Annotated in this window: 17 protein-coding genes; 2 read left to right on the top strand and 15 right to left on the bottom strand. The window is 56.9% G+C overall.

Going from position 1 to position 23,532, the window contains the following annotated elements; genetic code table 11:
- Positions 1–109: 109 nt before the first annotated feature.
- The 5 genes from VN622_17305 to VN622_17285 form a co-directional block, all read right to left on the bottom strand.
- Complete coding sequence (locus VN622_17305; protein ID HWR37622.1) at positions 110–769, bottom strand: PEP-CTERM sorting domain-containing protein; 660 nt, start codon at positions 767–769, stop codon at positions 110–112.
- 105 nt (positions 770–874) lie between these two features.
- Positions 875–1,534 carry a PEP-CTERM sorting domain-containing protein gene (locus VN622_17300; protein HWR37621.1) on the bottom strand — a complete coding sequence of 220 codons (660 nt, stop codon included), beginning with the start codon at positions 1,532–1,534 and terminating at the stop codon, positions 875–877.
- A gap of 485 nt (positions 1,535–2,019) precedes the next feature.
- A complete protein-coding gene (locus VN622_17295) occupies positions 2,020–4,293 on the bottom strand; it encodes a tetratricopeptide repeat protein (GenBank protein ID HWR37620.1) in 2,274 nt (757 codons plus the stop codon).
- Positions 4,294–4,309: 16 nt separating this feature from the next.
- Positions 4,310–4,945 (bottom strand): EpsI family protein, encoded by a 636-nt coding sequence (locus VN622_17290; GenBank protein ID HWR37619.1) that lies wholly within the window; start codon positions 4,943–4,945, stop codon positions 4,310–4,312.
- On the bottom strand, positions 4,942–5,856 hold the full coding sequence (locus tag VN622_17285) for an exosortase/archaeosortase family protein (GenBank protein ID HWR37618.1): 915 nt from the start codon (positions 5,854–5,856) through the stop codon (positions 4,942–4,944). The genes VN622_17290 and VN622_17285 overlap by 4 nt, the downstream gene beginning before the upstream one ends.
- A gap of 338 nt (positions 5,857–6,194) precedes the next feature.
- Between VN622_17285 and VN622_17280 the strand changes: the two genes are divergently transcribed.
- Together VN622_17280 and VN622_17275 are read left to right on the top strand one after the other, a co-directional pair.
- Complete coding sequence (locus tag VN622_17280; GenBank protein ID HWR37617.1) at positions 6,195–9,554, top strand: Ig domain-containing protein; 3,360 nt, start codon at positions 6,195–6,197, stop codon at positions 9,552–9,554.
- Positions 9,555–9,647: 93 nt separating this feature from the next.
- Positions 9,648–11,879 (top strand): hypothetical protein, encoded by a 2,232-nt coding sequence (locus VN622_17275; protein ID HWR37616.1) that lies wholly within the window; start codon positions 9,648–9,650, stop codon positions 11,877–11,879.
- Positions 11,880–11,920: 41 nt separating this feature from the next.
- Here the strand turns inward: VN622_17275 and VN622_17270 are convergent, their stop codons facing one another.
- From VN622_17270 to VN622_17225, 10 genes are read right to left on the bottom strand one after another with little or no spacing between them, the layout of a single operon-like run.
- Complete coding sequence (locus VN622_17270) at positions 11,921–12,847, bottom strand: glycosyltransferase family 2 protein (GenBank protein HWR37615.1); 927 nt, start codon at positions 12,845–12,847, stop codon at positions 11,921–11,923.
- Positions 12,848–14,452, bottom strand: coding sequence for an oligosaccharide flippase family protein (locus VN622_17265; protein HWR37614.1), 1,605 nt, complete (start codon positions 14,450–14,452; stop codon positions 12,848–12,850). It lies immediately after the preceding gene.
- A complete protein-coding gene (locus VN622_17260) occupies positions 14,449–15,681 on the bottom strand; it encodes an O-antigen ligase family protein (protein HWR37613.1) in 1,233 nt (410 codons plus the stop codon). Before VN622_17260 ends, VN622_17265 begins: the two co-directional genes overlap by 4 nt.
- 13 nt (positions 15,682–15,694) lie before the next feature.
- Complete coding sequence (locus VN622_17255; protein ID HWR37612.1) at positions 15,695–16,618, bottom strand: glycosyltransferase family 2 protein; 924 nt, start codon at positions 16,616–16,618, stop codon at positions 15,695–15,697.
- Positions 16,619–16,669: 51 nt separating this feature from the next.
- Entirely contained in the window at positions 16,670–17,782 is a 1,113-nt protein-coding gene (locus tag VN622_17250) for a hypothetical protein (protein HWR37611.1), read from the bottom strand.
- A complete protein-coding gene (locus VN622_17245) occupies positions 17,779–18,984 on the bottom strand; it encodes a glycosyltransferase family 4 protein (protein ID HWR37610.1) in 1,206 nt (401 codons plus the stop codon). Before VN622_17245 ends, VN622_17250 begins: the two co-directional genes overlap by 4 nt.
- Positions 18,985–18,986: 2 nt before the next feature.
- Complete coding sequence (locus VN622_17240; GenBank protein HWR37609.1) at positions 18,987–20,141, bottom strand: alkaline phosphatase family protein; 1,155 nt, start codon at positions 20,139–20,141, stop codon at positions 18,987–18,989.
- Positions 20,138–20,923 (bottom strand): polysaccharide deacetylase family protein, encoded by a 786-nt coding sequence (locus VN622_17235; protein HWR37608.1) that lies wholly within the window; start codon positions 20,921–20,923, stop codon positions 20,138–20,140. The genes VN622_17240 and VN622_17235 overlap by 4 nt, the downstream gene beginning before the upstream one ends.
- Before the next feature lie 41 nt (positions 20,924–20,964).
- On the bottom strand, positions 20,965–22,152 hold the full coding sequence (locus VN622_17230) for a glycosyltransferase family 2 protein (protein ID HWR37607.1): 1,188 nt from the start codon (positions 22,150–22,152) through the stop codon (positions 20,965–20,967).
- A complete protein-coding gene (locus VN622_17225; protein HWR37606.1) occupies positions 22,149–23,531 on the bottom strand; it encodes a sugar transferase in 1,383 nt (460 codons plus the stop codon). The genes VN622_17230 and VN622_17225 overlap by 4 nt, the downstream gene beginning before the upstream one ends.
- Between the last annotated feature and the right edge of the window lies 1 nt (position 23,532).

Genomic DNA, 23,532 nt, shown 5'->3' with positions numbered 1-23,532 from the left:
AGCAAACGTCGATTAACGCAAACGTAAAAGAATCGGCAGCCCCGGTCTGTTGTCCAAGAGCTGCCGAGATCTCATGCGGTGAGCCGTTGCGTTACCGGATCAACGGAAGTTACGCCTTGAGCTTGCGGCGCAGTGCGCCACCGATGCTCAAGAGTCCGCCACCGAGCAGCATAAGGCTTGCCGGTTCCGGAGTCGGACGGAGTTCGCCGCTGGAGAAGATCGCGTTGGTGCGGCCTTCGAAGGTCGAAAGGTCCATCACCGTTGAGAACGCGATGGTGATGTCGATCGTCGCTTCTCCATTCGACAGTGCGTTTGCAAGGGTTCCGCTCAGGTTCGTCAGATTCGCTGTGACATTCTGGTTGAACACGCCAAGCATACCGGCCTGCTGCATGCCGACAAGTTGCAGATCGCCATAAAGCGTATCTCCACCAGACGACACATAGCTGAACGCGATCGGCCCGCCCTGGACGATGGTGAACGTCTGCGATCCGGCGACGCCAGAGACGTACGTAGCGTTAATCGGCGCAGTGCCCACGAAATCGAGAACATAGGTTCCGTGGTTAGAGAGGCCGACGAAGTCGCCGGTCGCGGTGGCAGCGCCCGCCATCGATGTGCCGCTGGATAGGTTGATGACGAGATTGCCCGCGCCGTCACCCGAGAAAATGAACGAATTAGCCGGATTGCCGAGTGTGATCTGGGTTTGTGCCGCCGCCGGAAGTGCGGCCATCAACATCACGACACACGCCAGTACAACGATGAGCTTACGCATTGCTGCCTCCGAAATCCTAAGTGCTTGCAGGGGCCGCATTGATCTGCGGCGATTATCCAATTCTGGAGACGCGTGGGGTACGCTCCCTATTTAGGCCGGTCCGGTTTAGCTCTTGCGCTTGCGAAACCAGCCGCCGGTGCCGAGCAATCCCAGGCCGAGCAATGCGAGCGAGGCTGGCTCAGGAACCGGAGCGCCGCCGTCACCAGCGAAGCCGGTGTTATTCGTGCTGTTGAGCGGATAGACGTGCAGTGCGAAGTGCGCGCCTTCCTGGCCCGCAGCCGGTGAGCCGCCCGCGATTCCAACAATCTGATTGACCGAGGTGCATCCCCCGGCGCAATTGACTGTGAAGCTCAAGGTAGTGCTTCCGTTATTGCCCTGGCTCGGGCCGTTGAGGACGAAGTCGAACTTGCCGAATCCATCAACCTGCCCGGGAAGCTTGTTGGCGGCGGTTTCAACCGTCCACCCAGCAGTGTTGCTAGTGACGGTGAGGCCCGCAGTGTTGTGATCAGGCGCATTGAAACCGAACACGTCGAATGCCTTGAACCCGGATTCCATCGTGACGGTGGCCACAATCTGATTGGAGCCATTCAATTCAAGGTGAACGGTTGCGAAGAGGGTGCCACTAGGGTTTCCACTGGCGGCGAGGCCAGGATTTGGCACAGTGATTTGGAAATCGGCTGTATCCGCCATTGCGCTGCTGCCCAAAAGCAGCAAAAGGCTGAACAGGGCGACTTGCACGATCTTTGAAAGTTTCACGCGAGGCATGTTTACTCCTAGAGGTACAGGTACCTTCTGTGGTTCCTATGAGCAACTCACGTGCCAAGCAGAGTCTCTGGAACCGATGGGCTACGTACTTTAGTCACCCGTGAATTCATGGACTTGCAACTGCAGCTTCCTGCATGTGGGAAATTGGAGTTGCGGAATGGCTCATGTGCAGCGTCTTGCATCTTCGCGCGAATCATTGTCCATTTTGCGAGGGGAACAAACAGGACTCATTTTGGATTGGAAAGACGTCGGGTCACTGCGTTGATTGAGGCTGAACGGAATCCGTATCGGGTCATCCTGAGGTCACGCCGCCTTTGCGGGACAGAAGGATGACCCCGCTTATTGCAAGTGGTTTCGACTTCAGTGCGACTTACGGAACGCCTGAAGGCGTGCCCCTTCAAGAAATCGAGTTTCTCAGCAGCCTGTGAAGCTGCGGTACCGAACGAGGAATTGTCCGGCACCGCAGAGTGAATCTACCGTTCTGACTAGCGCAGTTGGTCCAGGGCCTTACGCGCCTCAGTGGCATCGGCTGGCTTCAAGTCGAGTTTCAACGAGGCTTCGAGTTGCTTGCGCGCCTGGTCCTGCTTGCCGTTTTGCATGAGCGCCATGCCAAGGTGGTAACGATAGGATCCGCGCTGCGGCGACTTGTCCACGCAGTCACGAAGCAGTTCAATCGCGCTGTCGTAATTTGCGCGCTTGTAATAGACCCATGCGAGCGTATCGGAGATGGAATCGACTTCGGGCAGAAGTTGCTTGGCTTTCTGTGCGAGGCCGAGGGCGACGTCCAGATTCCCGCCGTCCTGGGTGTAGACCCACGCGAGGTTTCCGGCAGCGACGGCAAAATTGGGGTCGTTCGCCAGTGCTTGTTCGTAATACATGCGCGCCTTCACGAGATCATTCTTGTCCATGTAGAGGTTGCCGAGAAGAGCCTGAAGCGCAGGCGTCTTCGGTTGCAGCTCGAGCGCCTTTGAGAACTTCTGGATCGCGGCATCCGTCTTCTTTTGGGCCTGGTAGATGCGTCCCAGCTGGAGGTAAGCTACCGTGTTGTTCGGGGACAACTGCAACGCGCGTTCGAGTTCCTGCTCGCATCGCGCGTAGTCCTTCCGTCTCTCCAGCAGGTTGGCGAAAACGATGTGACCGGCGGGATCGGAGGGATATGCCTGGACGAACTGCTCGACACGAGCCTGGGCGCGGGCGGGCTGGTTCTGCTTTTCGATGACGTCGGCCAGGGCAGCCAAGGCAGGAATGTATTGACTGGATGCGCGGAGCGCGCTCTCATACTGCGCCTCGGCGTCTTTCAGTCTTCCGGCCGAGCTATAGAAGCCGCCAAAGTGCGAGTAGACCTCCGGCGAGGCCGGCGCAAATTGGAGCGCTATTTTGTATTGTTGCTCAGCAGCCTGCAATTTCTTCTGGCGCGACAAAACCTGGGCGAGCAACAGACGTCCTGCTACGTCGGTCGGATACAGTTCGGCTTTGCGCTGCGCATATTCAAGAGCTGTGGGCAATTCGCCCTGTGAGAGTTGCAGCTCCCCAAGAGCTTGCAGCACATCAGGCGAATCCGGCGCTACTTTAATGGCTTCATTCAACGCCGTTCGCGCCTGGGTGGCGTCATTCATCATCATGAGCACCCGCGCAAGATGATAGTGCGCGGAAGCATTTTCAGGTGCGTCTGCGGCCACCGAACGCAGCAGGTTCAGAGCGTCATTGACCTGATTCTGAGCGAGCAGGATACGGCCTTGATGGATGCGGCCGAGCACATCCTTGGGACTCGACTTCAACACCTCGGAATTCAACCTGATTGCTTCGTCCTGCTTGCCGGTGACCAGGTACTCTTCGACGAGCCGGTTCTTGAATGCCGAATTGTTCTTGTCGAGAGATAGCCCGTGCTGCATTTCGGCAATGGCCTTGTCGTGTGCCTGGCGAACGGCGTAGAAATCGGCGATGGCGAGGGAGACCTTGGCGTTGTCGCCGAGCCGGGTTCGAAGCTGGTCGAAAGTCTGAGCCACCAGGTCGGGCCGCTGCTGCGCCCAAAGGATATCGGCACGGCTGACGTGCAGATCGAGGTTATTCGGAATGTGCTGGAGTCCGGCGGCGAGCACTTCGGAGGCCTTGTTGTAGTCACGAGTCAGCCGGTACAGGTTGGAAAGGTTGGTGTAGCCCTGAAGAGCAGAGGGATCGACCTCGATGCTTTTGCGGAGAAACTGCTCAGCCTGATCGAACTGGCGCAACGTGACGAAGGTGAGTCCGGCATTGATGTAACCAGCGGCATCGTTCGGCGCGAGTTCAACGCACTTCTTGAAGGCCGCCAGCGCAAGAGCCGGTTTCTGCTGCGCGACGAGCGCCGAGCCCAGGACCTGATAAGCTCCGGCATTTTTCGGGTCGTGCTCGATCACGGTGTTCGCCTGCTCCTCGGCGTCATGGAAAGACCCGGCGCCTGCATAGAGCTTTGCCAACTCGATACGAATGTCGTCGCGAGATGCATCGAGAGCTAAAGCCTGCTGGAGAGTGACGTAAGCATCGGACCACTGCTTGAGAGCGATCTGCGCGGTCGCGAGCTTGAAGTACGCTTCGACGAACTTCGGATCCTTCTTCAGCGCATTCTTAAATTGGATCTGCGCTTCGGAGTACTTCTGCTGCTGCATATAGCGCTGGCCACTCTCGAGGTAGCGGCGCTTGGCTTTTTCCGGATCACGGGAGCATCCGGTGACGCAGAGAAGGACGATAAAGCACGAGACGAGTGTGACGATCCGAGCACGCATTCTGGTTCTCCTGGAGCTATCGCGGGACAGCCGCGTCAACATAGCCGATGATTTCTTGAGCGAACTCCGCGGCGCGCACACGCGCATCCTGGTCGCTTCCCTCGAATGGCGTTACAACGCGCACCAGCGCCGCGTCGGTGCGGTTCAACTGGATGGCGTCAACGACGAGGTAGATTTTTCCCCAGTATTCATTCGCAACGATACGGCCGTGCGATTGATACCAGTAGACGACGAGCTGTTTCTGCAAGCCCTTCTGCACGATGTAGAGATTTGCAACCGCCGAGGAGCCGTCCGGGCGCTTAAGCGGAATCGTGTCCGCATGGATGGCTTGCCAGCCCGCGCCGGGCAAACAGTTCTTTGGTGAATGGATCGTGGAACCGGTCCGCTGGGTCGCGTAGAACCCTATGTACAGGCCGACCGGAATTTCGTTCCCACGCTGATAAGTCCGGTAGAGGTAGTCGTCCACGCCAAGCGCCTGCACGAAGCGATCTTCCAGCTCTCTCTGCTGTCCCACCCATGCGCCGAATTGCAGCGGAATGGAACTGATGGGGTGCAGGGGCAGCGCAGGCTCGCCATGTGACAGCGCATTCAATCCCAACGTGGCAGCTACGAGGATGACGAGAACGAGCCAGTACTTTGCATTAGGTTTCATGCGCGCTCCCAATGCAATGTTTTCCAGGTTTTTCGGAGTGCTGCATGAAGTCCGATCATGAGAAACGTCGCGGCGATGAAGATCGCCAGTCCCGAAAACGTGTGAGTAAATCCTTCCGCTGCCTCTACTCCCCAGTAATACGTGATGGTCGCCGTGCTCATCACCCGCACGCTGTTGGTGAAAATTGCGACCGGCACCATGCCGAGGGCGAGCAGCCACCGGATTGCAATGCTCTTCTCGGTTAAAAAGCCATAGGCGACCGCAAGCGTAATGAGCGACATGAGTGAACGAATGCCGCTACAGGCTTCCACCACTTCTAAAGTCGTGTTGGGCAGGATGAGGACATTGCCTTCGCGCAGGATGGGCACGACGTGCGCGGTATCCAGGCAACCGGTTGCAAGCTGCGAAGCCAGGAGTTGCAGCGGAAACACAATCTGGTTGTAGAGGATGGCGGGCAAAGGAATCGCCAGGAGAAGGAATCCGAGCGGGAAGGCGATAGCTTGCAACAGCGTCCAACCGCCAAAGTAGAGCACCAGGGCCGTAATCGTAGCCAGTAGCGAAACGCGGGTAAGGAAAAGCTCGGCACCGAGGCTTCCGAGGAAAAGCAGCATCAAGCTGGCTATTAATGCGACCCCGCCGAACGAGACTGCCGGTTTTGGCCGAAGAGTTCTAAGCCTTTCGCGCATCGTCCACAGCGCATACGCACTGACGACCGGCACCAAAAATCCGTGGGAGTATTCGGGGTCCGCGTACCACTGCTTTACTAAGCCAGGCAAAACCGAGCCATACAGGGCTGCCACGACTGCGGCCAGCAGCGCGATGGGCCAATACGACCAAACCGATTTCCCAACGGCGGACTCGAGCGCCGAGGTGGGCGGTGCCTCGGCGCGGATTTGAGCATCAGAGGGCAAGCACACTCCTGCGAAATCTTTAGCAAGTCGTCGCTACGCACACGAAGTTGCACGTTGAAAGCCAAAATCGAGAGACGTATCTTCGTTGTAACTAACAGATAATTAGGGACTTAAAGGAGTTTTTTCGAACTAAGCCCTCGCGTCGCGCGGATAGTGCAAAAAGTTGCACTTCGGTACCAGAGTTCTTCTCCCTTGTAGCGGGAATCAAGTTCGTTAATTGGTCCGAGGGACAGGTTTGGAACAGGTCCACCAACTGTACCTTTTTTGCACCTAAGCCCAGTAGATTCAAGCAGCAACGAAGGCTAGCGTTGATGCGACATCGAAGTTGAGGTGGCGCCATGGTGCTTACGTATCAACGCAGAATCATCGTCTTGGCAATAGTGCTGGCTCTTGCTCTTACAGGTTGCGGCGGCACAGTCGCGGAAGCCGCGTCGAACTCCAAGTCCTCCACGCCGGTTATTGCGACGTCAACCCTGCCAAGCGGCACTCAACTGACCACGTACGCCGCCGCACTGCAAGCAGCGGGGGGCGCCCCACCGTATAGCTGGCGGCTAAATAAGAATTCGGCTCTGCCGTCGGGCGTCTCGTTCGACTCCTCGCGGGGAGTGTTTGAAGGAATTCCTGAGCAGACTGGGACCTTCCAGGTTGGTGTGGAAGTGGTGGACTCGTCGACGCGGTCCCAGAGCAAAAACTTCAAGCTTACGGTTGTTCAGAAACTGAAGCTCACCGGTGGCGCCCTTGGGGCGGCCACGGCCAACGCAAGTTATTCGGCCACGCTGTCGGCGACGGGCGGTTCGAAGCCGTACGCCTACGCGCTCGCGGGCGGAACGCTTCCGGCTGGTCTCTCCCTGGGCTCAAATGGAACGATTTCCGGCACACCTACGGCTGCGGGTAGCTCCTCATTCGTTGTGATGGCGACGGACACGACGTCTCCCGCACAGAGCACATCGGCAACTTACTCGCTAGCGGTAACGCAGTCGGTTGCACCCCTGGCGATAGAGACGGTGAGTTTCCCCGACGCGAAAATCGGCACAGCGTATTCTGCGACGCTGTCTGGCACAGGCGGCCAGCTTCCCTATGCCTGGAGCCTGGCTGCAGGTAGTTTGCCCGCAGGATTGAGCCTTGGTCCGGATGGGGCGATCAAGGGCACGCCGACTGTTGCGGGGAGCTATTCGTTTACGGCTCAACTGACAGACTCGGTATCGCAGAAAACTACAGCGAATTTTGCAATTCAAGTATCGACGACGACCTTGCAGTCGCTGGCGATCACAACGAACTCGGTATCGAGCGGCACCTTGGGGCAACCCTATGCAGCTTCGCTCGCTGCAATGGGCGGAACCGAGCCGTACACATGGAAAGTGGTAAGCGGAAGCCTGCCGGGATCGGTAACTTTGGCAGCCACATCGGGCAGTCTGAGCGGTACGCCAACCATAGGCGGCACATCTACGTTCACTGTTCAGGTTGCAGATGCAAACAGCCAGACGGCGTCGAAAACTCTCTCCATCTTAATCTCCAGCGACATGCTGGATCAGTACGGTGGCTTAATGTCCAGTAGTTGCAACGCGACGGGATTCTTCCACACAGAGCAGATCAATGGAAAGTGGTGGTTCTGCACTCCGGAAGGGCACATCTGGTGGATGGTTGCGATGTACCACGTGGCTGGAGACTCGCATACAACGGATCTAGGGACGTCTTACGATGCTGTCGTCACCGCGAAGTATGGCAACAAGGACACGATCTGGGGTCCGCAGACAGTCCGGCGTCTGAAGTCGTGGGGCTTCAATTCGGTGGCGGAGTTTTCGGTTAGTTGGGTGACTCCGATCCAGACGTGCGGTTGGGCGCCGAGTTGCCCAGGCGGATGGGGTGAGAATGGAGGCAAACAGCCTGCTCCGGTTCCGATGCTGACGATGGTTCAGCCATCTATGTACTCTCTATTCAACTCCAGAAACTATGCTCCTGGTCCGGTGAAGGACATTCAGTCCGGCATAACGCCGAGCTATTACGGCGCGGGTTGGAATTCCACATTTCCCGACATTTGGGACACGAATTACTACGCATGGCTGGATGGGGAACTGCAGAACAATTCGAGCATCAAGGCGGCGCAGAATTCACCGTGGGTGGTTGGTTGGATTTCCGACGAGTGCGATTCACTGTTTGGTCTTTGTGGGGCCGGGCCGGACATGGCCACCATCCCGCAAGGTCACAATCAGAGGCACCAGGGGCTCATGACGTTGGTGACCTCGCCCGTGCAGAACGCCAATCCGGGACGGGCAATGGTGTCGTCTCCACAGGTTTACGCCGAGCAGGACGTCTTTAGCAAAACCCAACTCAAGCTGTTCCTGCAAGGTCGTTATTCCAGCATCGCTGCCTTGAACAATGCATGGAGCAGCAACTACTCCCAATGGGATTCAACGGGAACGCAAGTGAACGGCGAGATTCTCGGCAAAGGTGACGGAGTCACGAAAACCTTCACCAAGACATTAGCAAACATCAATATTGCTGCGCTAAGTGTCGGGGTAAGAGTGTCGGGAACAAAGGTAGGCGGCGATTGTCCGAAGTGGTTATGTGGTGCGGCGACGACCGGACACGGACTGTTTACCGGTCCAACTTCAACCCAGCCAAATGCTATTGCCGGCGGAGATATCAACTATTCCAATGGCGCAATCACCGTGAGCTTTGCGACTGCACCTGCTAACGGCGAAATTATCTCCGTTGATTACGTTCGCGACGGATGGGGCTATGGCAGCGGTCTTATGGATGAGGATGGCCGCCACTCGTGGATCCCCACTGACAAGGTTTACCTCGGTACGAATACGTCCTTCAACGCGGATATGGACGCGTTTCTCAAGGCCTTGGCAGATACTTACTTCTCGGTCACGAGCGAGCGCATCAAGCACTACGCGCCAAATAACCTTTACCTTGGCCCCGGCGTAATGGGAACGTGGGGCGGCGTGGCCAATAAGAATGTCCTTGAGGCTGCGGCATCCTATGTTGACGTGCTTACATGGCAGCCAGACTACGCGCGGTTGTCGGCAGAGGTCGAGTACGTTGCCACCCATCTTGGCGATAAACCGGTGATTCTCTGGCATGGCGCGAAGTCCACCGCCGACTCCGCGTTGTGGCGCTACACGAACCCAACCGATACCGAATGCAATCCCTGCAACACGCAGGAGGAGCGTGGCAAGTTCTACTTCGATTCCATGTCCACGTTCCTGGCCACGAAGAATACGTCGTTCGATTCGCGCACGGTCATAGGCATTCGCTGGTGGGAATTCCATGACAACTGGCTGGAAGGGAACTGGGGACTCGTCTCGCTGCAAGATAATGCCTACGATGGCGTGGAGAACTGCAGCGTTTCCACAACAGATGCGTTCGGATATAAAACCTTCGCGGAAGAGAACGTCCCGAGCTGGCAAGCGGCGACGATATACAAGGTTGCCTCCGGTGTTCCTTCGTCAGGTGTAAAAGGAAATCGCATTCAGGCTGTAGTAAGCGACGGGAAGCGTTATCTATATCAGGCATCTGTCTCGGGAACATCCGGCACCGTTCAGCCGGCATGGCCCACGGTCGAAGGAGCCACAGTCACGGATGGCACGGTTACGTGGAAGAACGTAGGGCTGAAGACTTCCTCAACCTGCTATGGCGATATGCTCACGCAGGTGAAGAAAGCTAACGCTCTGTGGAGGCAATTGCAGTAGTCGTCTCGATTTGGACTCAGCAAGCGGCCACTGATAATGGCCGCTTTTTTTGCGTTGAGGACCTGCGCTCCGTTGTAGGATTCAACGAACATCATGAACAAGTGGACATCCGCCCTCTTCTGCCTGGTGATCTGCCTGACGCCCTCGCTTGCGATGTCCCAGAGGCTCGACCAATTTGGCGGACTGAAGTCGAAACCTTGTACTGCGACAGGGTGGTTTCACACACAAAAGCTTCAAGATCGCTGGTGGTTTTGCACCCCGGAAGGTCACGTGTGGTGGATGATCGCCATGTATAACGTGACGCCAGACTCGCACAAGACCGACCTGGGCACCACGTACGACGCCGTTGTTAGGGCGAAATACGGCAACAGCAACACGATATGGGGACCGGAGACGGTGCGGCGACTGAAGTCGTGGGGCTTTAACTCCGTCGCGGAATTCTCCGTCAAGTGGGTACTGCCCATAACGACCTGTGGCTGGCCTCCGAGTTGCCCAGGTGGATGGGAGAAAGCTGGTGGCAAGCAGCCTTATCCTGTGCCAATGGTCGTCATGGTTCAGCCTTCGATGTATTCGCTTTACAACTCTGGCGGTTATGCAGCGGGCGCGGTCAAGGACGTGCAGTCCGGCGTTAACGTTGCGTATTACGGTAAAGGTCATAACTCGACTTTCCCCGACATCTGGGATCCCAACTTCTACGCATGGCTCGACGGCGCATTGCGGAATGATGCCAGCTTAAAACCGGCGCAGAACTCGCCTTGGGTAGTCGGATGGGTGTCCGACGAATGCGATGCGCTCTTCGGTTTGTGTGGTGCGGGACCGGAGATGGCGACAAATCCTCCGGGCCACAACCAGCGGCACCAGGCATTGATGACGCTCGTGTCCTCACCTGTGCAGAATGCAAATCCGGGACGAGCGATGGTAAGAACGCCCCAGGTGTATGCGAATCAGGAAGTCGCCACTAAGACCCAATTGAAGGCTTTCCTTCAAAAACGCTATCCAAGTCTTGCGGCCCTAAACTCTGCATGGGGCAGTAACTACGCCCAGTGGGACTCCACGGGAATGCAAACCATCGCTGAACCGCTCGGCGTTGGAGACGGCTCGACTGCCACATTTACAAAGACATTATCCAATAGGAATATCTCGCCGCTCAGCGTGGCGATGAAAGTGTCTGGCATCAAAGTCGGGGGCGATTGTCCGAGATGGTTGTGCACAGCTGCTGCGACAGGCCACGGCGGATTTACTGGTCTGAGGGCCGGGGCCGAAGTGACAGTATCGGCTGGAGACATTGACTATGCGAAGGGTGTGCTCACAATCACCTTCAACCGAGCGCCCGTGAGCGGTGCCGCGATCACCATTGATTACGTCCGCGATGGTTGGGGTTATGGCGCAGGGCTGATGGACGAGGACGGTCGACATGCGTGGATTCCGACCGACAAAGTTCATCTTGGCTCAAACGTCGCGTTCAATAACGATATGAACGCGTTCCTCAGAGAGCTTGCAACACAATACTTTTCGGTGACCCGCGAGCGAATCAAGCATTACTCACCGCACAGTTTGTATTTCGGACCCGGAGTGCTGGGAACCTGGGGTGGCGTCGGGAACAGCAATGTTTTACAGGCGGCCGCAACGTACGTCGATGTGCTCACATGGCAGCCCGATTACCGCCGACTTCAGTCCGAGCTCAATTACGTAGCCACACATGCAGGCGACAAGCCCATCATTCTTTGGCACGGTGCCAAGTCCACCGCCGATTCGGCGATGTGGAGGTATGCGAACGCTGCGGACACGCATTGTAATCCCTGTAACACGCAGGAGGAGCGCGGCAGGTTCTACGCAGATTCCATGAACGTGTTCGTCAATACCAGGAACACGGTCTATGACACGCGAACGATTATCGGTATTCGCTGGTGGGAGTTCCACGACAACTGGGTGGAAGGGAACTGGGGTGTCGTTTCTCTGCATGACAACGCATACGACGGAGTGGAGGCCTGCCAGGGATCTCACAGGACTAGCTTAGGAGTCGTGACATACGCCGAAGAATCTATCCCAGGCTGGCAGCCGAACCACGCTTATTCAGTCCCGGACTCTACACCAAGAGGAGGATCGAGAATCCAGGTAGATGTTGCGGGGACGCGGTATACGTACGAAGTGGTCAGACCCGGTGTCTCCGGGGATTCACAGCCGCCCTGGCCTCCGAGAGAAGGCGCGTTTGCTGGCGACGGCTCTGTGGTTTGGAAGAACGTTGGCGTGAAAACTTCGCAGTTCTGCTATGGTGACTTTTTGACGCCGGTCAAGCAGGCGAACACGCAATGGATGCAGCCGTAAGCACGAAGCAATTGCCATCACAATCGTGAACTATCGAGAACCTACTGCATCTCCCGCATGAAGACCGATTTTGCGTCCTTCACACCCGCCCGGAATGCACGCCACGGCTCCAGGGAACCCCTCCGAAGCGCCCCGATAAAGCTTAGAGATACATAGCCAACGGTCAGCCACGCAAGGCAGATACGGTTATAGATGCCGTGGTCCCACACGCTCCAGAACAGATAATGCGTTGAGCGGGCCTCTCTTCGTAGCCAGTGATCCCGGTCCCGGCCAATGGGGCTGCAATTATGAACGAGACGAGCTCGGGGTGCTATCAGGAGCACAGACCCCTCGGGAAGACGGCTACAGAACTGCACATCCTCGCCATCTGAGACGCCCGTCAGGTTGGGATCGAAGATACAGTTCCGGATTGTTTCTGCCCGAAAACTCATCAATCCGCCGCCGAATCGGGTTACAGGGATGGGGTCGCTGTGACGCAGTTGTTCCGCGTGCCAGTAGATAGGTTGGCGATCGTCGTGAAATGGTCCACGCACGAAAAGCGTGTTCCAGACGCGGAAAAACAACGGCGGTTTGGGATAATTCGTGACTACGCCGGAGACGCCTGTGGCTTCTGGATAGCGCGCATAGGCGTTCATCAATTGCTCGATGAAGTCGGGTTCGAGTACCACGTCATCGTCAAGGAAAAGCCAGATATCTCCGCTCGCGACCTGCATCGCCCTGTTGCGCGCTGTCGCTCCACCCGTGATTTCGATGTCGTGAATATAAGTGAGCTTTACGTTGTCAACTTGCGCGAGCGCAGAGGCAAACTCCTGCTCGACACAGATTCGACTTTGGTCGTCGGGGCTCTGGTCAACGATGAGCACCTCGGCGGGAAGAACAGACTGCTGCAGCAGACTGCGGACCGCAAGAGTCAAATCGTGCGCGCGATTCTTGGTGGGGATAATAGCTGTGAACGAGATACGCGGCACCTAGGCTCCTCCGCCGGTTGAAAATAACTCGCGCGCGCGGCACGGTATCCATGAGTTCGCGACCTGAAAACATGTGCCTCGTTCGTCGCCATCCAGGGCAAAGAAGAAAAGGAGGACGAGATTCGCAAGGACAATTGCGGTAAGGCAGACTAAGAGTGAAAGCAGGGAATGTACCATCGATCTGAGCGCGAACGCGAGAACGAAGGTGCAGATCGAAGGGATTGCTATGCGTCCGTAAACTTTCTTCAGCAGGATGCTGCTGTTCATTCCGATGAGGCGGTTGACCGTGTGCATATACCAGGGCCACTGCACGGCCTGCGTAATGAAGAAAGCCGCAGCGGCACCCGTGGTGCCGTATCTGGGAATCAGCATGAGAAAGAGCGCGATGTTTGCGGTGGAGTTTGCTACGGCGAAAGCAGCCTGAATGTTAGGCCGGTTCACGGCAGCGGCAACCAGGGCTGGAACAACGGTAAGTCCATTCAACATGAATCCAAGCGCAAGCAGCCTGAGCGGCCACGCGCCGCGTTCCGCGAATAGCGGATTGATCCAGTAAGTCAGAATCTGGGAGCTGAAGACAAACAACAGGAGAGCCGGCGCCATCAGAATTGCGGTCACCATCTTGTTGCTGCGCAGATAGAGGTTATGAAGGCGGGCCTTGCTCGCTTCCATTGAAAGTTCGCTGGCAGCAGGAAAGACAACGGTCGTCACATTTCCGGCAAGGGCCCATACTCTCTGGCTCAACTGGAATGGGATCGAGTAAAACGCGACGAACTGAATCGGCAGGAAGTGGCCGATGAAAAGCTTGTCCGCACTCCAGACGGCCGTGGAGCTGACTTTGCTGATAAATATGTATTTCGAAAAATGCAGGATGTGGGACAAGTGCTTTGTGGAGAATCGGGGGCGCAGGGAGATTCCTGGAACCAGCTTGCTTGCTGCGATGGCGAACGCCAACAGGCGCAGCGAACTCGTCAGCAGGGTTATCAACATGACTGCCGTAAGACGATACCCGGCGAACACCGCCGCGGCAGTTAGTGCCATCCGCAGAATTTCGGTGCCGACCTGGATGCCGTTCATTACGTCAAAGCGATGCGTAGCGATGGGCACAGAGGCGAAGCCCTGGGAGATGAACTGCAGCGCAAACGCCACGCTGGCGATTCGAACTCCAAGCACCGCGACTTCGAAATATTGCGAGGGAACATTGAGGGCGAGCCTTACGATGTAAGGCGCTCCGATTGCACTAATCAGTGCAACGACGACCGCGGTACCGGAAAATAACGCCATCGCGGTCCCGAGATAACTGTTCACGTCCTCTAAACGCTTTTGCGGGATAGTCTCCGCGAGATGTTTCACAAGGCTGGAATTGATTCCTAATTCCAGCAGCGTGAATACGGCAACGTACGTCATCAACAGTACGAAGACACCGTATAGCGCATCACCGAAGTTGCGGACGATGTACGGCGTCCACAGGAAAGTGGCTGCCATCAATACCAGTTGGCCAGCGAAATTCGTAAACGTGCTGGCGACTAGTTTTCGACCAAGGCCGGGAGCTTGGGGAGACGGCTGCTGGATTGGTTTCGTCGCCGGTTCGATCGCTGGTTCGATCATCGTAAGACCCCAGTGCCTACTGCATCCTGTGCCGGCAACTCGCCCTGATTTTCTGCCACCATCCTGAGGCGTGCGTCGATGATCTGCGGGAGCGCCATTGAAATTCCCAGCACAAGCCAGAACAATTTCTGGTATTCGGCGGACAGCACGACCGCTGCCACAGCAAACCCCAGTAATCCTGCCTGCATAGCTCCGGCTGCCCTATATACCAGATCCATCTCCAGTTCCAGCGCCTGGCGTCTCGCTTTTTGCAGCGACAGAAACGTTGCGGCCACAAGAGCTAAAAACAGCAACAGCGCTGGGATTCCCAATTCAGCGGCAATCTCGATATAAGTGTTGTGTGCGATTTCGGTGATGGTGACACCTGGATCGCTGTACTGGGACATCATTGGCTTGAAGTTGCCGAGCCCCACGCCGAACAATGGGTGAGTGTCAATCATGCGCATTCCGGCTGTCCACGCCAGCTTACGAGCCTGTACAGCCAAATCATCGCCGTAGCCGGGGTGAAGAAATCGATCGAGGGGCGAGTTAGGCGCGAGGAACAGGAATGCCGCCAAGAATAGTGGCATCGCAATGGATGCGAGTATCCGATGACGTGAGCGGACGGCGATGAGCGCTGCCGCGACAGCTAGGCCGATCAAGCCACCACGAGACGCTGCCAGCATGATTGCGACCATGATAATGATGAGAGACCCGAAGGCGAATAGCCGTACGAACTTGCTCTCCTGCCTGGACGTCAGGTAGTAGGCGACTGCAATTGAAACCAGGGCCGACGCCGAAAAGTAGTTCGAATCTCCTGTGATTCCGGCGGCTCGCATACCCTCGTACATGGTGTGATAGACCTGCCACTCCCTTATGACGTAGAGCGACGCAAACGCTAAGGACGCGACCACTGCGATCAGGGTTCCGCGCAATCGCGATTCGGTATCGACAATGGTCATCGTGACCAGCAGCAGAACCGCCATGGAGGAGTAGCTTAGAGCCGGATAGTGCGTCAGTCCGAGCGTGAAGTAAGAGTCGAGAGCACAGGCATACAGAACAAGAAATATCCGCATTTGCCAGGTGCGGAAAATGGGAGGGACCGTACGCCGCCGGAAGACGTAAATCCCGGCATAAACGGCGCAGACTGCTCCCAGATACTTAAACATCGTGTCTTCGCCGAGCAGCGGCGAGAGCCACGGATGCCTCACGACGGCCATCAGCAAAATAAGGAGGTAGAACAAAAGCATTCAGGTCACCAGTTCAAATCTGTGGTTGCGCGCGATGCCGCTCAAGCCGGACGCGCAAGCTCGGCCGTGTTTTCTCCAGGCCGTTGACGTACCGTAAAGTCGCCTTGCTGATGGGCGTGCGGTCGCCGTGAATGTCCGCCAAGCCGGTAAGCCCGTCCCATATTCCGCGAAAGTACTCCGGCAGGTGCGAAGCACGAAATGCGTGGTAGAGCATCATGGCAAGCTTTGGCAGAACAAACCGCAGGGCACTGAGGAGCGGGTAGTCCTTGTACGCGAGCCAGATGTAGTTGCGCGTGTAAAGGTGGATCGTCCGGCTGGAACTGCGAGTTTCTTCCGACGCGAGATGTCCTACGCGAACGGACGGCGCGTAGAGAATGCGAAGGCCGTGGTCCATGATTCGCAGTGCCAGGTCTCCGCCCTCGTGGCCGATGAAGAACGGCTGGAAGTAGAGGCCCGCGCGCTCGAATACCTCCCGGCGATAAGCCGAGGCACCCTCTGGAAGGAACGTGGTTTCGAATTCCTTTTCCGAGAAGTCTTTCCAGTATCTGGGATGGCACCATTCGCGCAGCCTCAGTCGGCCCTGCATGTCGCAAATGCGAAATGTCAGCACGTGGAATTCTGGATGGTCTGCGAAAACCCGCACGATATTCGTCAATTCGTGCGGCGTGATGAAGTTGACATCATTGTCGATGGTGACGATGATCTCGCCCCGGGCGACGTTGATGCCGGCATTCCGACCGCCGCATGTTCCGAGGTTCTGCGGAAGTTCTACGAGACGGATGTTGCGCCCCTTGGCTTCAACAAGAGAGCGCACGTCTTCTTCCGAGTGATTATCGACGACGATGATTTCGTAATTTGGGTAGTCCTGCGCGACGGCTGTGTCGAGGCACTGCGCGAGCGCGTCCAGCCGTTTGTAATTAAGGATAATGACGCTCACGAGCGGTTGCGTCGTAGCGGACCTTCTGTTGTTGTCACTCGTGTTCATGAACTATGCCCGCGTCTTTTCGATGAAGTTGTGGTAATTCCACGCGATATCGTGCGAGAGGTTTTCAATGCTTAGCGCGTTTGTACTCCGCACCGGCAGTTTCTTCGCAATCAACCGCATTTCTGCTTCGTCGCACCGGCCATCGTTCATGGCGGCAATTAGATCCATCGCAGCCGAGTACACCAGCACTCGCGGAGTGCCGGATACGAACATTCGCCCCCACCTGAGCCAATGCCGCCAGCTACGCAAGCCTCCGGATGCTCGCGCTACAAAAGCCCAGCCGCGCAGTCTTGGAGCGAAGCGGGTGTCGCGACTCATGGTTCGTTCGGCCTGCCGAGCGATGGCACATGCAAAGCTCGGGGCATTACTTAGTTCGGCGCTGCCGGGTTTTGCACCGCGCCCAAGTTTGAAGTCTGTGCAGCGTGTGACCAGGTCAATAAAGACGTCCTTCGGCAGAGGCCACTCGCGAGAGTCGTTTTCGGCTAGAAACTTTAATTGTGGCGCTCGCGCAGCGTAGGTGGGCTCATAGCCTCCATGCAGGAGCAGCAGTGAGGTTGCGCAGTCGAGGACGAGTTTGACGGCACGATAGCTGCGCTGATCGCTGTTTACCGGAGGTTCAAGCCACTCAACCAGTCGGTTGCACAGCAGCCTCCATGCGTCCTCATGGTCAATCTCAGACGCCCTGAACCGAGTTATCTCATGAAGCACTATCGTGCTGCCATAAACGACGCTGCTGGCATTGCGGATTTCCAAGGTGAAGATTGTTTTCGGAAGCCGCCGTAACCAATTTGTGTCTACTACGCTGACGTCCACCACGCAGGCGATGCCAACGCCCTCGAGCGCGGTCGAAATGGCGGAGCACAATTTGGAAATTTCGCCTGGTCTATGTCGGGACTTGTCGGTCACGGCGACGAACTCGGCGTCACCCAGTACGCGCCATCCGTGGCTCATGCGCTCCCAAGTGGCTTCGCCGCGTCCCATGCTTCCAATCATCAGAACGGAGCGGAGGCCCCGCAGACGTTCCCGGCAACAGGTCGCGGCAATCGCGCCTACCATGGCACTGAGCGACTGCGGGGTGGCCGTGTCGGTAGCATTCGGAATGGATTGGCTCGTCATGCGATTGATGTGGCCTCATCGCGGCTCGGTTCCGAGAACTCGGCCGGGGGGGCAGGACAGAGGCTCTGAGGCAATTTCGCTTTGCAGAGCTCGTAATAAACCTGCTCGGTCTCTTTGATCTGTCGCTCTTCCCGGAACTGCCGAAACACAAATTGCCGGCCCGTTGCGCCCAACCGTTTACGAAGTTCGGGGTCTGCAATTAGCCGCAACATCTGTCGCGCCAGCGCGGCTGAATCTCCAGGGGGGACGAGCAAGCCGGTTACTTCGTGTTGAATCACCTCCGGCGTGCCATCCACGGCGGTGGCCAACATTGCGCGCCCGGCGGCGAGGCACTCCAGCGCTACGAGTGGCAATCCTTCGTAAAAGGAAGGCAACACGCAGAAATCAGCGGTCGCGAGCCATTCGGGAACATTCGCCTGGAAGCCGAGGAAGGAGATGTTCTTTGTCACGCCGAGCGCATCCGCACGTTGCAGTAGTTCCTGTCGCAGGATGCCATCGCCGATGCAAACCACTTTCAGGGACGGCCATTCGCGCACGACCTGCGGCAGCGACTCGAGTAAAACGCGATGACCTTTTTGCGGTTCCAAACGGGCGACGACAAGGACCAAAGGATCGGATTCACTGGCTCCGACGCTGTGCCTTAGCTGCGGATTCGCCGCAAGAGGCGCAGAGAATCGCTTGAGGTCACAACTGTTCTGTACGACCCGGATTTTGTCTCCGGGCAGACCTTTTTCCGCGACCAGGTATTTCGCGTTGGCGTAGGAGATGGCAATAAAGCGATCGACGCAACGCGCCAGCATCCGGTCCGGCAGATAGCTCGATCTCGGCCAGCGGTTGCGCCAGCTCTCGCGGACGTGCGGCGTTTCGATAATGGCTGGGACCCCGGCGAACGAAGCGATGGGCGAAGCCATGCGGCTGCTCTGAAACATATGCGAGTGCAACAACTGCACTCCTCGGCTGCGTAGGAGCGTTGCGAATTGGCGAGCTTCGCCGAGACGCCAGAATCGGAATATCGGAATCTCTATGAAATCGACATCGCGAGGAACGTCCGCTCGCATCTGCGACGCCAGTTCGGGCGGACACGCGAATGAGAGCTTGAACATGTCCCTGTTCAATCCACGGAGGAGCACCAGGATGTGCTCTTCCACTCCGCCGCGAACAATTGTGTTTGTGTACTGGAGAACCGAGATGCGCTGGCTCATGGTTATTCCTCAAGCGCCGTACGCATCAGCGGATAGATATCGGCAATCGTCGACATAGGGAAGGATGGCTGCCGATTGCTGAGGAAGCTCGCATCCGAATAAGCGTCGTCGGGGTGATAGCCATGCATGCCGGTCGGCATCCAGCGGGGACCGTTGAAGTCGCTGTGCGCCAGCATCATCCCGGGATTCATGAGAAAGATGGATTCGCCGAAACGACGATCAGGGAAGAAGATGCCCAGTTGCTGCTGTTCACGATCGGAGACGATGCGGCCGCACGCCGTCTTGTCCAGTAAGCCAGTCACCGCTTCTCGTGCGCGGTCGTTGAAGAACCAGAAACGCGCCATGGTTGAGTCGTAAACGGCGAGATAGTCCTTCGGCATCTGAAGGCCGAGAGCATTGATGTCGCGAATCAAATCGTAGTGTTCGCGAACCGGCGTCATGCCATGGTCGGAGAAGACTGCCAGCGTAGCATCGGGGTCTAGACTACGAGCGACGGCGAAAAGTTCGCGCAGTTGCGCGTCGTACCACGCCAGGCGTTCCTCGAGTTGATCCGGGTGTTCGCAGTGGTGATGCAGGAATTCGTCCATCTCGCAGAGATAAACGAAATAGAAATCGGCTGCGCCCGTAACGAGGTCTCGCTTCGCAGTTTGGAATATCTGTTCGTCCCGCAAGTCGTGATAGCTGTAAATGCGATGAGGAATGTCCTTCGCCGCAAGTTGGTCGAAGATGGAGGGCGCGCCGGTGATGCCGCCTTGGGCGTAAATGTTCTTCTTCTCAACCCAGTTAAACCAGCGGAGCAGATGCGGATTGACGCAAACCTCGAAGCTCTTGCCAAGTCCAAGCACGCGCCGACCTAGCTCTTTCAGAATCTTGCGAGGGACGCGATGATCCAGGATGGCATCCGGCAAAAAGCTGAAGTACTTCAGCCACCAGAATGGCGATCCGTTGGGGTCATAATAGAAAAGGTTCCAATGCCCGTTCTCGGCCGGCGGCACTCCCGTGAGGATCGTAGGGATCGCTCCCGAACTGAAGCCGAGCACCGTGCGCAGCGGCGTGCGGTATGGCAGTACATCCTGAAGGAAGTCGCGATCTTTCAGGTAAGTCCACCCCAGGGCGTCAATCAGCACGAACACTTGGATCTGCCTGCCGTCTTTCATTGATAACCCTCCACGGAGTCGTGCTGCAAACGTGAAGACGCCGGACGGCACAGCACAGACAGAGGCCACCGATAACGCAGTGAGCGGCTGATTCGGCGAAGGTATCGGACCGGATCTCGGTCGAAGTATTGGGCAAATTCTTTTAAGGGCATGTCACGATGCAGAACCACACGGTCGATCTTCGTCGCTCCATACTGCGCAGGTATGCTGCGCGCGCTGCAAACTGAGCGGTATCCCACCTTAAGAGCGATCTCGATTAGCTTTGCATTTAGCCGGCCGTATGGCGCCGCCAGGAACTGAACGGCTGTTCCGAGGCGTTCTTCAATCATGTTCTTGGATACTGATAATTGCCGTTCCAGGTCACCTTCCGCCAGTAGTGCAAGATCGACATGATCGTGCGCGTGCGACTGGATGGACATTCCAGCGTGTTGCATTTCTCGAAGCTGACTCCAGTCAGCGAATCCGCGCGTCCCAACTTTTGCCGTGTTCACAAAGAACTCGGCGGTCATGCCCGCTTTCTGCAATTCCGGATAAGCGAACTCGTAATCGGAGAGTCGTCCATCATCGAACGTGATGACGACAGGGTTAGGGGTCATGCTCCGGTCCGTGAGTTGCGCAAGCGAGATCGCATGGCCATTGGCGCGAATGTGGTTTAGGTGCTGCTTCAATTCCGAGACGCGCACCCAATACTTCCGGTCGCCGGGTGAAATCGTTTCTGCCCCCTCAGCGATACCGTGGTAGACGAACACAGGCACGCCGGGCAGCCGAAGCCGACGCTTCATAGAGTTATCGCGAGCAGCGACAGAGTGAGTCATCTGATTCGTCATGCCACCCTCTGCCATTTCACGTTGTCGCGTCCTGCAAGGCATCGATACAGGCCGAGCACGAACGCCCAGTTCATCGCCACCAGGAAGTATCCGAGCCTAACGAGACGTAAGTTGTGAGCCCGATCGCGCAGCAGATATCCAACAAGGGCTGACAGGTAGAAAGCGATTTGCAATAGAAACGCCAGTTGATAAATGGAGCGGTTCAGCAGCGCCATGTTGCTGACGAACAGAACGATAGCGAACAAGAATACGAACCAGCGCAGCAGCTTGTGCGAAACAAGCGCAAGCGCGGTGTAGAAGTCGACAGGGATTCTCAGCAACTGCCCGATTGAGCGGAAGCTTCCTATGGCAAGACGAACGCGTCGCGTGAACTCTCCTGCCACTGTGGACGCGGCATATTCAACGCCTATGGCTTCAGGGTCGTAGAGTACGGCCAGTCCAAGCTTGCGGGCGCCCATCGGAATGATAAGGTCTTCGATGATCGTATTCTTTGCGATGGGAGAGTATGCGCTGCGGCGCATCGCATAGAGTGCGCCACTGGCGGTGAGAGTTGCGCCCAGCCTTGATTCCATCAGGCGTAAGACCGTCTCGTACTTCCAGTAAGTCCCTTCGGTCTGCTTGGACTCGGTGGAGCCCTCGAACCGCAACGCGCCGCACACGACGCCCACATTTGGATTTACGAAATGACGGGCCAACATACGGACCGTGTCCGGCTGGAAAAGCGTCGCAGCGTCACAGAACAGCAGCACGTCGCCGGAGGCTTGCGCGACTGCCTGGTTCAAAGCGTTGGGCTTACCCTGGCGTTCGTCGAGAATGACAACCGTGACCCTGGGATCGGTGACATGGGACAGAAACTCGTTCGTCCTGTCGGTCGATCCATCCGAAACGATGATGATCTCCAGCATCCCACTCTCGTACTCAAGCTCTTTCAGGTTCTCAAGCTTGGCGGGCAGATGTGTTTCTTCATCGTGAGCGGGCATGATGATGCTGACCTTCGGCCATTGGCGCAGACTGAGGGGCGCGCGACGGTTCGATCGCATTGCCAGATAGCGAAGATCCCTGCGAACCTGAGCTGCGGAGAACAGCACGAACAGAAGAACCGGGTAAAGGAAGTATGTGTATGCAATGGCGAACGCCGAGATCCAGAACGACACCCAGGCGGCGGCACGCAGATACTCGATCATTGCCCACCTCGCCCTAGCAGCAGAATCTTCAGAGTCTTGAAGAGAATGAGGACGTCGAGGCCGAACGAGACGTTCTTGATGTAGAAGAGGTCGTATTCAAGCTTTTCGCGATTGTCTTCAATGGTGGCGCAATAGGGACGATTGACCTGCGCCCATCCCGTCGCTCCGGGGCGAACGACCCAGCGCTGACGGTAAAAGGGAATCTGCTTAACGTATTCCTGCTCCTGACTGATGACGAATGGCCGCGGGCCTACGATGTACATATCGCCGCGCACGATGTTGAAAAGTTGCGGCAGTTCATCGAGCCGGCTCCGGCGAAGGAAGTGTCCGAGGCGCGTGATGCGGTCGTCATCCTTTACGGCGGGGCGATTGTTGCCATCGCTGTCGCAGCCGTCGCGCATGGAGCGAAACTTGTACAACGTAAAAGTCTCGCCGCCTTTACCCACGCGCTTCTGCCGGAAAATCGCGGGACCGGCAGACTCGAGTCGTATGGCGATAGCGACCAGCAACATCACAGGCAGAGAGATGATGAGCGCCGGTGTTGCCAGCAGCAACGAGACGAAGCGCTTGTAAAACAGCGATGCGCGCGTTGGCTGGAATCCGGGTGAAAAGAGCAGCCAACTCAGCTTCAGCGATTGCAGCGGAATTTTGCCATGTAACGTTTCATACAACGCGGAAGCGTCCTGGATGCTGATTCCGCAAGTCTTCAACTCCAGCAGGAGGTCAACAGGCATCTTGCCGCGACGCTCAGCCATGTCGATAAAGATGCGGTCTACACGGCGGTTCACGACCAATTCAAGCAACTGATCCATGGAGCCGATATTCGGCACACCCGCCACTCCCGGCTGCTCGCCGACGATGCCAACCGGCATGATGCCGAGTTCAGGACGGTTGTTGATTTCCTCGATAAGAGGCTTCACCAGTGGACCGTCTCCAAGGATGATGGCGCGCTGAGCGAATCGTTCGGATGTGTTCACAAGCAGGAACAGCCGGCGTCCGAAGGCGAGGGCGATGATAACGAAAACCGCCCCAAGCCCAAGAATCCGCATCGTCAGGCGGCTCTGCGGAAACATAAAGTAGATTGCCGCCAGCGAAACACACGTTGTTCCCAATACTTGGGTGATGCGCGTAAACACTTCGCGCCGGTTGCCAAGCACCGTGCTGTCGTAGAGGTCGAAGTAGTACATCCACACGAATACCACGGCGGTGATAAGCGTGATTTTTAGAAACCCGCCTTCATAGAACAGCGCCAGGTCGGCGTCCACCAGACCTGTCCAGATCACCGTGCCTCCAACCAACCCAAGCGTGACCAGCAGCAGCTCCGTCACACAGAGCAGCACGGTTCTCGCCGGGAAGTACGCATTGAGGAGACGAACCATA

The organism is Clostridia bacterium (assembly GCA_035561135.1).
Taxonomy (GTDB): Bacteria; Acidobacteriota; Terriglobia; order Terriglobales; family Acidobacteriaceae; genus DATMYA01.
This window is presented reverse-complemented; position numbering and strand designations above follow the sequence as displayed.

Coding starts and splice junctions, on each gene's coding strand:
- VN622_17280 (HWR37617.1), top strand. CDS start 6,195: ATGGTGCTTACGTATCAACGCAGAATCATCGTCTTGGCAATAGTGCTG.
- VN622_17235 (HWR37608.1), bottom strand. CDS start 20,923: ATGAAGCGTCGGCTTCGGCTGCCCGGCGTGCCTGTGTTCGTCTACCAC.
- VN622_17295 (HWR37620.1), bottom strand. CDS start 4,293: ATGCGTGCTCGGATCGTCACACTCGTCTCGTGCTTTATCGTCCTTCTC.
- VN622_17230 (HWR37607.1), bottom strand. CDS start 22,152: ATGATCGAGTATCTGCGTGCCGCCGCCTGGGTGTCGTTCTGGATCTCG.
- VN622_17240 (HWR37609.1), bottom strand. CDS start 20,141: ATGAAAGACGGCAGGCAGATCCAAGTGTTCGTGCTGATTGACGCCCTG.
- VN622_17305 (HWR37622.1), bottom strand. CDS start 769: ATGCGTAAGCTCATCGTTGTACTGGCGTGTGTCGTGATGTTGATGGCC.
- VN622_17275 (HWR37616.1), top strand. CDS start 9,648: ATGAACAAGTGGACATCCGCCCTCTTCTGCCTGGTGATCTGCCTGACG.
- VN622_17260 (HWR37613.1), bottom strand. CDS start 15,681: ATGCTTTTGTTCTACCTCCTTATTTTGCTGATGGCCGTCGTGAGGCAT.
- VN622_17290 (HWR37619.1), bottom strand. CDS start 4,945: ATGAAACCTAATGCAAAGTACTGGCTCGTTCTCGTCATCCTCGTAGCT.
- VN622_17245 (HWR37610.1), bottom strand. CDS start 18,984: ATGAGCCAGCGCATCTCGGTTCTCCAGTACACAAACACAATTGTTCGC.
- VN622_17300 (HWR37621.1), bottom strand. CDS start 1,534: ATGCCTCGCGTGAAACTTTCAAAGATCGTGCAAGTCGCCCTGTTCAGC.
- VN622_17265 (HWR37614.1), bottom strand. CDS start 14,452: ATGATCGAACCAGCGATCGAACCGGCGACGAAACCAATCCAGCAGCCG.
- VN622_17250 (HWR37611.1), bottom strand. CDS start 17,782: ATGACGAGCCAATCCATTCCGAATGCTACCGACACGGCCACCCCGCAG.
- VN622_17225 (HWR37606.1), bottom strand. CDS start 23,531: ATGGTTCGTCTCCTCAATGCGTACTTCCCGGCGAGAACCGTGCTGCTC.